At 62.0% G+C, this 13,420-nt stretch carries 14 protein-coding genes; 9 read left to right on the top strand and 5 right to left on the bottom strand.

Translation table 11 applies throughout. The annotated features are described in order from the left end of the window. Nucleotides 1-120 precede the first annotated feature (120 nt). From AAV94_RS15055 to AAV94_RS06870, 5 genes are all read left to right on the top strand, one after another. Complete coding sequence (locus tag AAV94_RS15055) at nt 121-453, top strand: hypothetical protein (protein WP_197408029.1); 333 nt, start codon at nt 121-123, stop codon at nt 451-453. Then, nucleotides 351-1,061 carry a siderophore ABC transporter substrate-binding protein gene (locus AAV94_RS06885; RefSeq protein ID WP_197408032.1) on the top strand — a complete coding sequence of 237 codons (711 nt, stop codon included), beginning with the start codon at nt 351-353 and terminating at the stop codon, nt 1,059-1,061. Before AAV94_RS15055 ends, AAV94_RS06885 begins: the two co-directional genes overlap by 103 nt. Before the next feature lie 105 nt (nt 1,062-1,166). After that, a complete protein-coding gene (locus AAV94_RS06880) occupies nt 1,167-2,117 on the top strand; it encodes an ABC transporter permease (protein WP_231731282.1) in 951 nt (316 codons plus the stop codon). Then, nucleotides 2,104-3,090, top strand: a complete 987-nt coding sequence (locus AAV94_RS06875) for an iron chelate uptake ABC transporter family permease subunit (RefSeq protein ID WP_046741573.1) — start codon at nt 2,104-2,106, stop codon at nt 3,088-3,090. The genes AAV94_RS06880 and AAV94_RS06875 overlap by 14 nt, the downstream gene beginning before the upstream one ends. Further along, nucleotides 3,087-3,845, top strand: coding sequence for an iron ABC transporter ATP-binding protein (locus tag AAV94_RS06870; protein ID WP_046741572.1), 759 nt, complete (start codon nt 3,087-3,089; stop codon nt 3,843-3,845). The genes AAV94_RS06875 and AAV94_RS06870 overlap by 4 nt, the downstream gene beginning before the upstream one ends. Here AAV94_RS06870 and AAV94_RS06865 read toward each other — a convergent pair. Further along, complete coding sequence (locus tag AAV94_RS06865; protein WP_046741571.1) at nt 3,836-4,963, bottom strand: zinc-binding metallopeptidase family protein; 1,128 nt, start codon at nt 4,961-4,963, stop codon at nt 3,836-3,838. The genes AAV94_RS06870 and AAV94_RS06865 overlap by 10 nt on opposite strands. Nucleotides 4,964-5,188: 225 nt before the next feature. Here AAV94_RS06865 and AAV94_RS06860 point away from each other — a divergent pair, with 225 nt between their 5' ends. Next, nucleotides 5,189-7,288 carry a 3-hydroxyacyl-CoA dehydrogenase NAD-binding domain-containing protein gene (locus AAV94_RS06860; protein WP_046741570.1) on the top strand — a complete coding sequence of 700 codons (2,100 nt, stop codon included), beginning with the start codon at nt 5,189-5,191 and terminating at the stop codon, nt 7,286-7,288. A 59-nt stretch (nt 7,289-7,347) separates the two neighbouring features. Next, nucleotides 7,348-8,523: an acetyl-CoA C-acyltransferase gene (locus AAV94_RS06855; RefSeq protein ID WP_046741569.1), complete on the top strand. Its 1,176-nt coding sequence runs from the start codon at nt 7,348-7,350 to the stop codon at nt 8,521-8,523. Between the two features lie 84 nt (nt 8,524-8,607). Here the strand turns inward: AAV94_RS06855 and AAV94_RS06850 are convergent, their stop codons facing one another. Together AAV94_RS06850 and AAV94_RS06845 are read right to left on the bottom strand one after the other, a co-directional pair. Continuing rightward, nucleotides 8,608-9,372, bottom strand: coding sequence for an SDR family NAD(P)-dependent oxidoreductase (locus AAV94_RS06850; protein ID WP_046741616.1), 765 nt, complete (start codon nt 9,370-9,372; stop codon nt 8,608-8,610). A 33-nt stretch (nt 9,373-9,405) separates the two neighbouring features. Then, a complete protein-coding gene (locus AAV94_RS06845) occupies nt 9,406-10,134 on the bottom strand; it encodes an RluA family pseudouridine synthase (RefSeq protein ID WP_084824797.1) in 729 nt (242 codons plus the stop codon). Nucleotides 10,135-10,400: 266 nt separating this feature from the next. Between AAV94_RS06845 and AAV94_RS06840 the strand changes: the two genes are divergently transcribed. Next, nucleotides 10,401-11,354: an LD-carboxypeptidase gene (locus AAV94_RS06840; RefSeq protein WP_046741568.1), complete on the top strand. Its 954-nt coding sequence runs from the start codon at nt 10,401-10,403 to the stop codon at nt 11,352-11,354. A 164-nt stretch (nt 11,355-11,518) separates the two neighbouring features. Here AAV94_RS06840 and AAV94_RS06835 read toward each other — a convergent pair whose 3' ends face one another. Then, a complete protein-coding gene (locus AAV94_RS06835; protein WP_046741567.1) occupies nt 11,519-12,547 on the bottom strand; it encodes a porin in 1,029 nt (342 codons plus the stop codon). 51 nt (nt 12,548-12,598) lie between these two features. Here AAV94_RS06835 and AAV94_RS14840 point away from each other — a divergent pair, with 51 nt between their 5' ends. Further along, nucleotides 12,599-12,745, top strand: coding sequence for a hypothetical protein (locus AAV94_RS14840; RefSeq protein ID WP_156454364.1), 147 nt, complete (start codon nt 12,599-12,601; stop codon nt 12,743-12,745). An 18-nt stretch (nt 12,746-12,763) separates the two neighbouring features. Here the strand turns inward: AAV94_RS14840 and AAV94_RS06830 are convergent, their stop codons facing one another. Further along, nucleotides 12,764-13,360, bottom strand: coding sequence for a mechanosensitive ion channel family protein (locus AAV94_RS06830; RefSeq protein WP_046741566.1), 597 nt, complete (start codon nt 13,358-13,360; stop codon nt 12,764-12,766). Nucleotides 13,361-13,420: the final 60 nt, after the last annotated feature.

Below are 13,420 nucleotides of genomic sequence, written 5' to 3'. Positions count from 1 at the left end.
CCCCGACGAAGTGCCAGCGCTGCAACGAATTTTTGACATGAGGATGATTAGAATTCTCGTTTCGTCATCGTCCAGCGCGATTCGTGCAGCTAGCATTTTCGGGATCAAGGAGTGCAGCGAATGACAAGTTTCCGTTTGGGCAGGCCGATGCTGGCCGCACTGCTGAGCGCAGCTGCCCTGGGTTTGAACGCGCATGCCCTGGCTGCGCAGCCCGTCACCGTGCGGCACGCGCAAGGAGAGCTCGTGCTTGACGCGGTGCCCCAGCGCGTGCTGGTGCAGGATGTGGCGGTGCTGGACATTCTGGACGCGCTGGGCGTCAAGGTGACCGGTGTGCCGGCGACAGCCATCGCCTGCCGGACTATCTGCGCCAGTACGCCAGCGACGACTACATCAAGACCGGCACGCTGCAGGAGCCGGACTACGAGACCATTGCCGCAGCCGATGCCGACCTGATGATCGTGGCGGGACGCTCACGCGCCAAGCTGGGTGAGCTGGCGGCCATCCTTCCCACCATCGACCTGTCGGTGGACAACCGCAATCTGGTCGAAGGCGTCAAGCACAACATCACGACCTTCGGCGATATTTTTGGCAAGCAGGCGCGCGCAGCCGAGCTCAATGCCGCGATCGATGCAAAGTTTGCGCAGTTGCGCGAGGCCGCGCAGCACAACGACAGTACGGCCATCGTGCTCGTGACCAATGCCGGCAAGCTCGGCGTCTACGGCACGAACTCGCGGGTGAGCTGGATCTTCACCGAGACCGGGTTCCGTTCGGTGGACACGGATGTCGATGACCGTTTCCATGGCGGCGATGCGGTGTCCTTCGAGTACCTGCTGGAGGCCGATCCGGACTGGCTGTTCGTGATCGACCGGGATGCCGGCATTGGCAAGGGGGGCGCGGCGCAGCAGTTGCTGGACAACGCATTGATGCATCAGACCAAAGCCTGGAAGCAGCAGCACATCGTGTACCTCGATCCGATGGATGCCTATACCGTGATGCACGGCTACCGCTCGATCATGCGCCTGGCCGATCAGGTGCTGGCCGCGCTGGCTGCAGCGAATTAGCAAGACGTAACTTTACTGTTGCTGTCTCGTCTGCGCATGTTGCGCGGTGTCGGCAGCAGCGTCTCGTGCGCGGATTCTCAGAGGAGCATTTTCTTGCGATATTTGATGGCGGGCCTCATCGTGTTGCTCGCGCTGGCTGGGGTATCGCTGTTCGTAGGTGTCAGCGATGTGTCCCTCGCCGCACTGCTTGCCGCCGATGGGGACAGCCGCCCCATGCTGGTGCTGCTGGGCAGCCGCATTCCCCGCACGTTGGCGGTGATTCTGGCGGGCGCGTCCATGGCCATCGCCGACCTGCTCATGCAGATGATTGTGCGCAACCGCTTTGTCGAACCCTCCACCATCGGCACCGTCGAGTCCGCCAGCCTGGGTTTCTTGCTGGTGACGATTTTCGCTCCGCAGTGGCCTGTGGTTGGCAAGATGCTGGTGGCGGCACTGTTTGCATTGGCCGGTACGGCGCTGTTTCTGCGGCTGCTGCACTGGGTGCCGCTGCGCGATCCGCTGCTGGTGCCGCTGATCGGCATCATGCTTGGCGGCGTCATCAGTGCCGTGGCGACCTTCATTGCTTACCGTTTTGATCTGATGGCGTCCATGTTGGCGTGGGCGATGGGGGACTTCTCCGGCATCCTGCGGGGGCGCTATGAGTTGCTATGGGTCGGATTTGCGGGCACCGTACTGGCCTGGGTCGCCGCAGACCGTTTCACCGTGGCAGGGCTTGGCGAGCAGGTATCGACCAGTCTGGGGCTCAATTACCACGCATTGGTTGCGCTGGGACTGTGCATCGTGGCACTGGTGACGGCCAGTGTGGTCGTGACGGTGGGGATGGTGCCATTTCTCGGGTTGATCGTGCCCAATGTCGTGCGCCTGATGATTGGCGACAACATGCGTCGCGCCGTACCGTGGGTCGCGCTCGGCGGCGCCAGCTTCGTGCTCGCCTGCGACATCTTCGGCCGGGTCGCGCGCGCGCCCTACGAGATTCCCATCGGCGTGGTGGTCGGTGTCATAGGCAGCGCCGTATTCATTTACCTGTTGATGCGAAAGCCCTATGCGGCAAGCTGAACGTCCGGCCAGCGCCCGGCGGCTCTCGCGCCCGGCCTGGGCCCTGCTCGCGCTTTCGGCGTTGGCAATGGTGGCGATGGCGTGTTTCATGCTGATCGGTGCCAAGGGCAACTGGCACTTCATTTTGCCGTTCCGGGGCACCAAGCTGCTGGCGCTGGTTCTCGTCGCCTATGCGGTCGCGGTCTCGACCGTGCTGTTTCAGACGGTGACCGCCAACCGCATTCTCACGCCCTCGATCATGGGTTTTGACGCGCTGTACATCCTGATCCAGACAATCGTCGTGTATGGCTTTTCCTCCAGAGCGCTGATGACCATGGACGTGCGACTGCAGTTCCTCCTGGAGGTAGCGGCCATGGCGGTGTTCTCCAGCCTGCTGTTTCAATGGTTGTTTCTCAAGGGCAACCGCAGCCTGCACCTGCTGGTTCTGGTGGGGATTGTCTGTGGCGTATTCTTTCGCAGTCTCTCGACGCTGATGCAACGCATGCTCGACCCGAACGAGTTTCTGGTGCTGCAGGATACGTTTTTTGCCAGCTTCAATGCGGTCGATCGCACTTTGCTGGGCATCTCGACGGCGCTGATCGCCGTGGCATCGCTCGTTGTGTGGCGGCTGCTGCCGTATCTGGACGTGCTGGCGCTGGGGCGACCCGTGGCGGTCAGCCTGGGCGTTCCCTACAAAGCAACGGTGTCGACGATTCTTGCGGTGGTGGCGATGCTGGTGTCGGTCTCGACGGCGCTGGTGGGACCGATCACGTTCTTTGGGCTGCTGATCGTCAGCCTTGCGCATGCGATCGCTGGCCGCAGCCGGCATGCGGACATTCTGCCCATCTCCATCTTGCTGGGCGTGATCTGTTTGGTGGGCGGGCAGACGCTGCTGGAGCGACTGTTCGCGTTCAATACCGCGCTGTCCATCATCATTGAGTTTCTTGGCGGCGTAGTCTTCATTTTTCTGGTCATGAGAAGGTCGATGCGATGATTGAGGTTTCCCACGTCAGCCGCAGCTATGGGGACACTGTCGTAGTGGATGACGTGTCGCTGCAGCTGGCGCGCGGCGGCATCACCGCCATCATCGGGCCCAATGGGGCCGGCAAGTCCTCATTGCTGTCGATGATTGCCCGGCTCATTCCCATGAGTGCAGGCAGTATTCACGTCGACGGACTGGATGTGCGCAAGGCGCCCAGCGACGCGCTCGCCAAGCGGCTGGCCATCCTGCGTCAGGACAATCACATCGGTGCACGCCTGACAGTACGCGAGCTGGTCTGCTTCGGGCGGTTTCCCCACTCCAGGGGACGAATGACGGCCGAGGACGATGCGCATGTCGACCGTGCAATCGGCTATCTGGGGTTGCAGGACTATGCCGATTGCTTCATTGACGAACTCTCGGGTGGGCAGCGCCAGCGCGCCTTCGTGGCCATGGTGCTGTGCCAGGACACGGACTACATGCTGTTTGACGAGCCCCTCAACAATCTGGACGTGCGTTACGCGGTGGACATGATGCGGTTACTGCGCCAGGCAGCGCGGGGCATGGGCAAGACCATTGTGGTGGTGCTGCACGACATCAACTTCGCTTCCGCGTACGCCACCCACATCATCGCGATGAAAAAAGGCCGCGTCTTCATGCAGGGCAGCCCCGCCGAGATCATCCAGGCCGATGTGCTGGCAACAATTTACGAGACCGCGTTCGAGGTGCACGAACTCGGGGACAAACGCATCGTGACCTACTACGATTGATTGCTGCAGTCCCGCACGTAGGCCCGGACCATGTTGTGCACGAATGAGAGCTTGCCAAGCACCGGTGTCGCAAGCGTGAACGGGTAGGCATCGTTGTGCCCCAGGCTGCGGTTGAGGCTGTTGAGCACCAGTGAAACGCCCATGCCCAGGTTGAGCAGGGCGCCAATATCCTGTGGCGAGCCGTCCCGGGGCGCGCTGGCGAAGTAGCTGAAGGGATCCTGCGCCTGCATCGGCACGTAGCCCTGGCTTCCCAGCGTCGCAAAGGACATCTGATAGGCCGCCGCCGTCTCCAGCAAGTCGATCAGGTGCAGGTAATGCGCCCAGGTCTCGGCCCAGTCCTCCCAGGCGTGGGCGGTCGCGTAGCTGCTGATGTAGTTGCCCTGCCAATCGGTTCTGGGCGCCTGATAGTGGCGCTCAAGTGCTTCGGCATAGTCTTCGCGCTCGTCGCCGAAAACCTGGCGGAACTGCTCCAGCGCCTGAAAGTTTCCGAGGAAAAAGCGATCCCAGTAAAAGTGGCCGACCTCATGGCGCAGATGCCCCAGCAGCGTGCGGTAGGGCTCGTGCAGGGCGATGCGCCTGCGGGTGCGCTCGGCGTCGTCTGCCTCGGCAATGTTGATGGTAATCAGGCCATTGGCATGGCCGGTGAGCACCGGATCCTCGCCTGGAACATCCTCCAGGAAGTCGTACGCCGGCGTGGTGGCCAGGCCCTCCAGACCCAGGCGGGCCAGCGTGTAATACAGGCGCCGCTTGGCGTTCTCGATTGTGATCCACGCTTCCAGATTGCCAGGCTTGGAGAGGTTGGGGATGGTATGGGTCTGCCGGCACGAGACGCAGTACTCGTGCACATCATCGGCTGCCAGCAGAAAGTTGCATGCGCCGTAGTCCACATGGTTGCGGCAGCGTTTGAATGGCTCAAGCGGCAATGCCACTGCATGGTTGTGGGTGGGGCCGATGGCGGTGTGCCAGAGCGCAACCGTGGTGGGCGTGTTCGTCGCTGGGACGAGGGCCACCATCATCAGGCTGTGAGGATCAAAGCCCAATGGATGGCCACAGGCGACACAGGCGAAGTTCTCGAAGAACACCATGCTCTTGCATTGGGTGCATTGAAATGTGCGCATCGTTATCGCTCTGAACGGTAGTAAAGGGCAGCACTGCTGAGCGCGCCGCAGACTACGCTGATTGTGGCGCTGCCAGTGTGCGCGGCGTTGTAGGAAAGCGCAGGGTTGTTGGCGCGGCAGCGCTGTCCCAGTCGCGATTGTCGCCGTGCGCACTTGTGCCTTAGAATCTGGCCATAAAATAGCACGATCGTTCTATTTTTAATCAAACCCCAATCAGGAGACTTCATGACGGCTGAATACAAGGTGCATGACGGCGTGGCCGTCATCACGCTGAACAATCCACCCGTGAACGGACTTGGCTATGCCACGCGCAAGGCGATTGTGTCCGGCATTGAGCAGGCAAATGCCGATGATACGGTCTCCGCCATCGTCATTACCGGTGCAGGCAAGGCCTTCAGTGGCGGCGCCGACATCACGGAGTTTGGCAAGGACATTGCCTTTCGCGAGCCCAACCTGCATGGGGTGATCGAGATCGTGGAAAACAGTCCCAAGCCGGTGGTGGCAGCGATGCACTCGGTCGTCATGGGCGGCGGTCTGGAACTGGCGCTCGCGTGCCACTACCGGGTGGTCGCAGCCGGCACCAAGGTCGCATTGCCGGAAGTCAAGCTGGGCCTGTTGCCCGGCGCAGGCGGCACGCAACGCCTGCCACGCGTCATTGGCGTGGAGGCGGCGCTGAACATGATCGTCAGCGGTGAGACGGTGGATGCGCAGTTGCTGGCCAGTCTGCCCGGACAGAAGCTGTTTGACGAGGTCGTGGATGACCCTGCAAGTCTGGCTGACGAGGCCTTGGCGTTTGCGCGGTCGGTCGCCCGCGTCACGGATCTGCCGCGGGTGCGCGATCTGCCGGCCAAGCATCCGCAGGGTGAGGCATTCTTCCAGTTCGCACGCAACACCGCCGGTGCCGTGGCCAAGAACCTGCCTGCCCCCATCAAGTGCGTGGACGCCGTGGAGGCGGCAACGACGCTCCCGTTCGCGCAGGGCTTGGCCAGGGAGCGCGAGCTGTTCATCCAGCTGATGGGCACGCCCGAGTCACGCGCGCTGCGCCACTTCTTCTTTGCCGAACGGGCTGCCTCCAAGATCGATGACGTTCCGCCCGACACCCCGCAACGCGAGATCAGGAAGGTTGGCATCATCGGTGCCGGCACCATGGGCGGCGGCATTGCAATGAATTTCCTCAATGCGGGGTTTCCGGTCGTCATTCTGGAAACCAAGCAGGAAGCGCTCGAGCGTGGCGTGGGAGTCATCCGCAAGAACTATGAGGACCGCATCAAGAAAGGCAAGCTCAAGCAGGAGAAGTACGAGCAGACCATCGCCTTGCTCTCGACCACGCTGGATTACCAGGACCTGCAGGATGTCGACCTCGTGATCGAGGCGGTCTTTGAGGACATCGGTGTCAAGGAACAGGTGTTCAGAAAGCTCGACGAGGTCGTCAAGCCGGGAGCGATTCTGGCCTCCAACACCTCCACCCTGGATCTGAACCGCATTGCCTCCTTCACCCAGCGCCCACAGGATGTGGTGGGCATGCACTTCTTCAGCCCCGCCAACGTCATGAAGTTGCTGGAAGTCGTGCGTGGTGCCCAGACGGCCAAGGATGTGCTGGCTACGGTGATGGCGCTTGCCAAGAAGATCCGGAAGGTGGCGGTCGTGGCTGGTGTCACCGACGGCTTCATCGGCAATCGCATGATCGAGCAGTACGCGCGCCAGGCGGGCTTCCTGCTGGATGAAGGCGCCACGCCGCAACAGGTGGACAAGGCCATCGAGAACTTCGGTTTCGCCATGGGGCCATTTCGCATGGGCGATCTGGCCGGCAACGACATTGGCTGGGCGATCCGCAAGCGCCGTGCGGTCGAACAGCCTGATCTGCGCTATAGCAGGACGGCGGACCTGCTGTGCGAGAAGGGGCGCTTTGGACAGAAGACCGGCGCTGGCTGGTACGACTACGCGCCCGGCAAGCGTGACCCCATCGTCAGCCAGGAGGTGCTCGACATGATCGAGCAGCACCGCAAGGATGCCGGCATCACGCCACGCCGCATCAGCGACGAGGAGATCGTCCAGCGCCTGGTGTTCTCGCTGGTCAATGAAGGGGCGCGGATTGTGGAAGAGGGCTTTGCCCAGCGCGCCAGCGATATCGACGTGGTCTATATCTATGGCTATGGCTTTCCGTTCTGGCGAGGCGGGCCGATGCACTATGCCAATGAGGTTGGGCTGTTCAGCGTCATCGAGGCCATGAAGCGTTTTGCGCGCAATCCGCTGGATGACGCGGCCTTCTGGCAGCCTGCCAGCTTGTTGCGTCAACTGGCCGCAGAAGGCAAGCAATTCCAGTAACCCATTCAGAGCGGCGGGCATCGCCAGTAGGGTTGCTGCCGCGCACACAAGGAATCTCCATGACAGCTGCATTGATTGTCTCCACCGCCCGCACGCCCCTTGCCAAGAGTTTCAAGGGCTCGTTCAACCTTACCCATGGTGCGACGCTCGGCGCCCATGCGGTCAAGCACGCTCTAGAGCGTGCCGGCATCGAGCCGGCCGAAGTCGAGGATGTGCTGATGGGCTGCGCCACCCCGGAAGGCGCCACGGGTGCCAACATCGCGCGACAGATCGCGCTGGCTGCAGGAATGCCGGTCAGCGTCGCTGGCCAGACCATCAACCGCTTTTGCTCGTCCGGGCTCCAGACCATCGCCACCGCCGCGCACAGCATCATTGCCGGCCAGGGCGAAGTGTTCGTAGCAGGCGGGGTAGAGAGCATTTCCTGCGTCGCGCCGGTCATGAACATGCATATGCTCAAGGACCCACAGTTGGACCGGCTCAAGCCCGAGATCTACTGGAGCATGCTGCAGACTGCCGAACAGGTTGCCAAGCGCTACGGCATCTCGCGCGAGCAGATGGACGAATACGGCGCGGCCAGCCAGCAAAAGGCGACGGCGGCGCTTGAGGCGGGCCTGTTCAACGACGAAATTGCACCGATCACCGTTGTTGCCGGCGTGGCGGACATGAAGACCGGCATGCGCACCAAGAAGGTCACCGTCTCGCAGGACGAGGGTATTCGCCCGGGCACGACCGTCGACGCGATTCGCAACATCAAGCCGGCCCTGCCAGGAGGCACCATCGCCGCAGGCAATGCCAGCCAGTTCTCGGACGGGGCTGGCGCCTGTGTATTGGTCAGCGAACGGTACGCCAGTGCGCATGACCTCCAGCCGTTGGGGCGTTTTCTTGGATTTGCCGTTGCGGGCTGCGAGCCTGACGAGATGGGCATCGGCCCGGTGTTTGCCGTGCCCAAGGTGCTCAAGCAGCTCGGGTTGTCAGTCGATGACATCGATCTGTGGGAACTTAACGAGGCCTTTGCCGTACAGGTCCTTTATTGCCGTGACAGGCTGGGCATCCCGGCCGACCGCCTTAACGTCAATGGCGGCGCGATTGCCGTTGGCCATCCCTACGGCGTCTCGGGGCAGCGGCTGACCGGCCATGCGCTGATTGAAGGCAAGCGTCGTGGTGCCAAAAAGGTGCTGGTGACCATGTGCATCGGCGGCGGCATGGGCGCAGCGGGTGTGTTCGAAGTGCTGTGAGTGTGGGCCGCCTGGCAACAGGCGGTCTGTGACGTAGGCGCGATTTTTACCGGCCGGTGATATCCGGCGGTCTGCCATCAATCATCAATCGCGTACGTCATCAATGACGGTTTCGCCAAAGCTGCTGCGCTCCAGGCGCGCTAGGACGTGGCTGGCGGCTTGCTGCGGCGTCAGCAGTTCACCACGCGCCAGCAGCGATTCGAAGCGCGCGCGGTCCGGGAAATCTGCGGCATCGGCCGAACGCAGCTGTTGCTGCATGTCGGTGGCGATCACGCCCGGCGCCAGTGCGCACACGCGTGCGCCATGGGGCTTGCGCGCTTCTTCCAGTGCCAGGCACCGGCTGAAGTGGTCGATACCGGCCTTGGCAGCGCAGTAGATCGTCTGTGATGCCATCGGTCTGCGCCCCAGTCCCGAGGAGATGGAGAGTACCTTGCGCGGCGTCTTCCATGCGGCAGTGGCTGAGAGGAATGCCGCGGTGATGAGCATGACTGACTCCAGGCCGACCCGCAGGCCTTGCGTAATGGCATCGGCAGGAAGCTTATCCAATGGCGCGATTGCAGGAATCACGCCGACATTGTTGATCAGGCGGATCTCCCGCCATTGCCGGGGATCCTGCTGCTCCAGCCAGCGTGCCAGCTGCGCCGCTGCCGGTCTGGCGTCACCCAGATCATGTGACCACTGCTGCAGCCAGGTGCCATGCTGCGCTGCCAGCGCCTGCAGGTGGTCGTTGGTGCTGCGTGCGATGCCCAACACGGCATCGCCGCGCTGCAACAATTGCTCGGCCATGGCTGCGCCCATGCCGCGAGAGCTGCCGGTGAGTATGGTCAGGGTCGGGGTTGTCGGGGTCATTGGTTCCTCCTCGCAGTCGCCGCACATGCAGCATCAGAAATCGGGCGGCAGTTCGAAAAACATCTCCTCGCCGGTGATGGGGTGCGTGAACCCCAATTCGCGCGCATGCAGCAGCAGGCGCGGTGCGGCCCGCAGGGCAGCATCCTGCGCGTACAGCGGGTCGCCGAGAATGGGATGGCCCATACTTTGCAAGTGCACGCGCAATTGGTGTGTGCGACCGGTTACCGGCTCAAGCTCCAGCCTGGTATGGGGGATTGCGTACGTCGGTGCGCCGACAGGCGGCAGCGCAATGCGCCAGCGCGTCTGGCTCGGCTTGCCGTTGTCGTGGTCCACGATGTGCAACGGCCGGCGCTCCCAGTCGAATGCGAGTGGCTTGTCAATCACGCCCCAGCCATCGGCGGTTGCAGGCGGGGCCATGGCGCCAGCGACGACCGCCACGTAGCGCTTGTGCACACGCCGCTCGGCGAAGGCGATGGACAGCTGGCGGTGTACCTGCGCACTGCGCGCGAGCACCAGCAGGCCGGAGGTGGACATGTCCAGGCGGTGCACGATGCGGGCGTTGCGCCAGTACTGCTGAGCCCGCCAGGCGAGGGAGTCGAGCTTGTCCTCGCCGCGGCCCGGCACGCTCAGGAATTCGTGCGGCTTGACCAGTACCAGAAGGTACTTGTCCTCATACAGCGCCTTGGGCCTGGTCGGGCGCGGCAGGGCTACGTTGGCCGAAGCCGCTTCCGTGGAAATGGGCACAAGCGGGGAAGGGGGCATGGTGGGATTTCGGAACCAGTTCAAAAAGCAGCGGCATGTGGCGCGCAAGGAAGCGATTGCGGCCATCGGCATGCCACACGCTGCTGGCGCTATGGTAGCGGCATGGATACCCGGTTGCATCCTGCCGGTGCGCGCGTTGTGCACTCGCGTCGCATTTGTGCGCAACAATGCAGCCCAATCGAAATGGATTTCTGACCCAGATGGCTACTTTCAAGAGTTACTGCAGCGACCCGTGCTGCCAGAACCCGACGCACGATCATGCCGGGATGACCGCGTCCGATGTCGCAGCCGAGGATGCGTCGCAGAAAGCGCCTCGCATCTACGTCTATTCCCCTTCGGGAGCAGTACAGGACAAGACCGCATTTCACCGTGGTGTGCGCTGGCTCAAGAAGTCGGGCTACCACGTCACGCTTGACGAGGCCGTACTGGCACGTGCCACCCGGTTCGCTGGCGACCATGCCAGCCGGGTTGCCGCCGTACACCGCGCTGCCGATAGCGGCGCTGATCTGGCCCTGATCAGCCGCGGCGGATATGGCATCAATCATCTGCTGCCGCTGCTTGACTACGCCCGCATTGCCAGCGCGATCGACCGCGGCACGCAGTTCATGGGGTTTAGTGATTTCACGGCATTGCAAATGGCGCTGTACGCCCGTACCGGACGCATCACCTGGGCGGGTGCAAGCCTTGGCGTGGACTTTGGCGCAACGCCGCAGCCCGATGAGATCACCCTGGCTTGCTTTGAGGATGTGCTCCATGGCGTGGGGGAGGGCACCGGCTGGCGCATCCGCAAGGACTGCGCGCCCTATGATGGGTTGGAGATCGCCCAGGCCACGCTGTGGGGCGGCAATCTGGCCGTACTGACCTCGCTCATTGGCACGCCTTACTTTCCCGCGATCAAAGGCGGCATTCTCTTTCTTGAAGACGTGGGAGAGCCTCCGTATCGCATCGAGCGCATGCTCGTGCAGCTGGAGCAGGCAGGTGTGCTGGCAGCGCAGCAGGCCATTTTGCTCGGGCACTTTACCGACGCACGCGTGATTCCGCACGATCGCGGCTTCAATCTCACCAAGGTTGTGGCAGCGCTGCGTCAGCGGGTGAGCGTGCCCGTGCTGACCGGGCTGCCGTTTGGCCACGTGTCCACCAAGGTGTGCTTGCCGTTTGGCGCGGAGGTTTCCTTGCGGGTGGGCGCTCGCGAGGCGATGCTGATATGGGGCCATCTCTGATAGGGCAGTCCAGCGCTTTACAAAGACTGGCCGGCGCTTCTTTCCCGCACGCTGCGAACAGAAAAAAACCGCGACTGCCTTGCGGCGGTCGCGGGTGATCGATTGCCACTGCCAGACCTAGCATCGCACGCTAGACTGGCAGTAGTCATGCCATTGCAGGCAGGTCAGAACAGGTGGCGAACACCCAGCGCGAAGGAGCTGAAGTCCTTGCCGGCATCAGCGCCGCCGTAGATGGCATTGCGCTTGTTGTCGATGTGGGTGTAGAAACCGTACAGCTTGGTGCGCTTGCTCAGGTTGTAGTTGTAGGCCAGTGTGTACTGCAGGGCGTCGCTGTCGGCCACGTTGTCGTACTCATCGGCCCAGCCCACGTTGGCATGCAGTTCGGAGTTGCCGAAGTAGTAGGCACCGACAAGGCGTGCGGACAGGCGGTCGCCGAGATCAAAGGCATTGGTTACATCAGATGCCGATACAGGAGGCGTGCCTGCAGGCAGTTGACCGTTTATCCAATTTGCCACTGTTCCAGCATGACCATTGTCGTCATACTGGACATAGCCGCCCAGTGCAAACGTCCCGTTGTGATAGAGCGCGCGGATGGTGAAAGCTTCGGCCTCGTCCCACTTGGCGTAGCCTGCGCCTAGGTCGAAGTCTCCGTAGACGTAACGCAGGCTCAGATCGTAGGGCGATTTGTCACCATGGTTGTCTTCGAAGCCATAGCCCACTTCGAAGGAGAAGCCACCGAAATCAGGGCTGATATAGCCGATCTTGGTATCGTTGGGAACCACGTAAGCGAACAGGGCATCGGCCGAAGAACCTGTGTCGTGGTTGTGCATGCTGATGTAGTCAGCGGTGTAGGTATAGGCGGTGGAGTTGTAATTTCCGGCCTTCAGCGTACCAAATGCACCAGACAGGCTTATGTGCGTTTCGCGTTCAAAACCGCTGGCAGCTCCGTTGGTCGCATCGATCTGCTGCTCCAGCACGAAACCAGCCTTCAGGCCCGAACCCAGATCCTCGACGCCGCGAAAGCCAATGAACGACGAGTTGCTGTGCAGGCCAGTCGTGGAAGACTCGCCCTGGAATTTCTGATGCTCTACCGTGGTGTTGATGCGGCCGTAGAGGGTCACGTTACTCTGAGCCTGGGCCGCAGCGCTTACGGCCAGCATGGGGATCAGCGCAAGAAAGACATTTTTTTTCATGGCATGTGAAAGGTAAGAGTGGTTCAAAGGACTGTGCCTCAGGCATGTGCCATGTTGCCAGCTTCCATCGACATCCCTTCCGTCTCGACCAATCCAGAGAAACGGCAGGGATGGCGCGTGAGTTTAGCCACGCTTGACGGCTCTGAAAGCAAAATTTATGCCATTCATGCAAATTTGTGGTTTGTTACCAACATGTGAACCAATCATGAAAAACTGTCAGAAAGTGCTGTCAGCGCCCCACCGGAACTGCTGGGCATCGTCATACCCGGCGGGCCAGCGGCGCAGCGTTTTCTGAAAGAACGCACTGTTGGGAATCTGCAGCCTTGCGCCACGGGACGATTCATCGGTCAAATCTTCCAGCACAGTGTAGAGCAGGCGGATTTCCAGCACCCTTCCCTTGACGCCAGGCTTGTCCGAGGCATCGAGCACCTCCAGCCGGTCGCCGATGCGAAACGGTACCGAAGTGAACAGCAAAAACGAGCAGAAAAGGTTGGACAGAACACTCCAGGCCGCAAAGAATGCGACGGCCGCAACGGCGGCAAAGCCCGTGAAGGCGGACCAGATGACTGCCGCAGATACGCCAAGCTGCTGCATGATGGCCAGCAGCGCCACCAGCACGATGACCCAGCCCAGGACGGTGCGAAGCGGCACCAGCATGCCCGGTGGCAGATGGTAGACCTCGCCGAGGCGCCCCACCACGCGCCATACCAGCCGCTTGATCAGCCAGGCCGCCAGCACCAGGCCGGCAATGCGCAGTACCAGGGGCAGATGCGGCAGATGCACGTGCATCCAGTCGGGCAGAGAGAATTCCATGGCAGCTTACAGCGTGTTGAAACGGGGATAGAAATGCGAGGTCCGGACCTGGGCCTGCCG

It is taken from the genome of Lampropedia cohaerens (assembly GCF_001005215.1).
Classification (GTDB): Bacteria; Pseudomonadota; Gammaproteobacteria; order Burkholderiales; family Burkholderiaceae_C; genus Lampropedia; species Lampropedia cohaerens.
This window is presented reverse-complemented; position numbering and strand designations above follow the sequence as displayed.

Coding starts and splice junctions, on each gene's coding strand:
- AAV94_RS06845 (WP_084824797.1), bottom strand. CDS start 10,134: ATGCCCCCTTCCCCGCTTGTGCCCATTTCCACGGAAGCGGCTTCGGCC.
- AAV94_RS06875 (WP_046741573.1), top strand. CDS start 2,104: ATGCGGCAAGCTGAACGTCCGGCCAGCGCCCGGCGGCTCTCGCGCCCG.
- AAV94_RS06870 (WP_046741572.1), top strand. CDS start 3,087: ATGATTGAGGTTTCCCACGTCAGCCGCAGCTATGGGGACACTGTCGTA.
- AAV94_RS14840 (WP_156454364.1), top strand. CDS start 12,599: ATGTTGCCAGCTTCCATCGACATCCCTTCCGTCTCGACCAATCCAGAG.
- AAV94_RS06865 (WP_046741571.1), bottom strand. CDS start 4,963: ATGCGCACATTTCAATGCACCCAATGCAAGAGCATGGTGTTCTTCGAG.
- AAV94_RS06860 (WP_046741570.1), top strand. CDS start 5,189: ATGACGGCTGAATACAAGGTGCATGACGGCGTGGCCGTCATCACGCTG.
- AAV94_RS06855 (WP_046741569.1), top strand. CDS start 7,348: ATGACAGCTGCATTGATTGTCTCCACCGCCCGCACGCCCCTTGCCAAG.
- AAV94_RS06850 (WP_046741616.1), bottom strand. CDS start 9,372: ATGACCCCGACAACCCCGACCCTGACCATACTCACCGGCAGCTCTCGC.
- AAV94_RS15055 (WP_197408029.1), top strand. CDS start 121: ATGACAAGTTTCCGTTTGGGCAGGCCGATGCTGGCCGCACTGCTGAGC.
- AAV94_RS06830 (WP_046741566.1), bottom strand. CDS start 13,360: ATGGAATTCTCTCTGCCCGACTGGATGCACGTGCATCTGCCGCATCTG.
- AAV94_RS06880 (WP_231731282.1), top strand. CDS start 1,167: ATGGCGGGCCTCATCGTGTTGCTCGCGCTGGCTGGGGTATCGCTGTTC.
- AAV94_RS06840 (WP_046741568.1), top strand. CDS start 10,401: ATGACCGCGTCCGATGTCGCAGCCGAGGATGCGTCGCAGAAAGCGCCT.
- AAV94_RS06835 (WP_046741567.1), bottom strand. CDS start 12,547: ATGAAAAAAAATGTCTTTCTTGCGCTGATCCCCATGCTGGCCGTAAGC.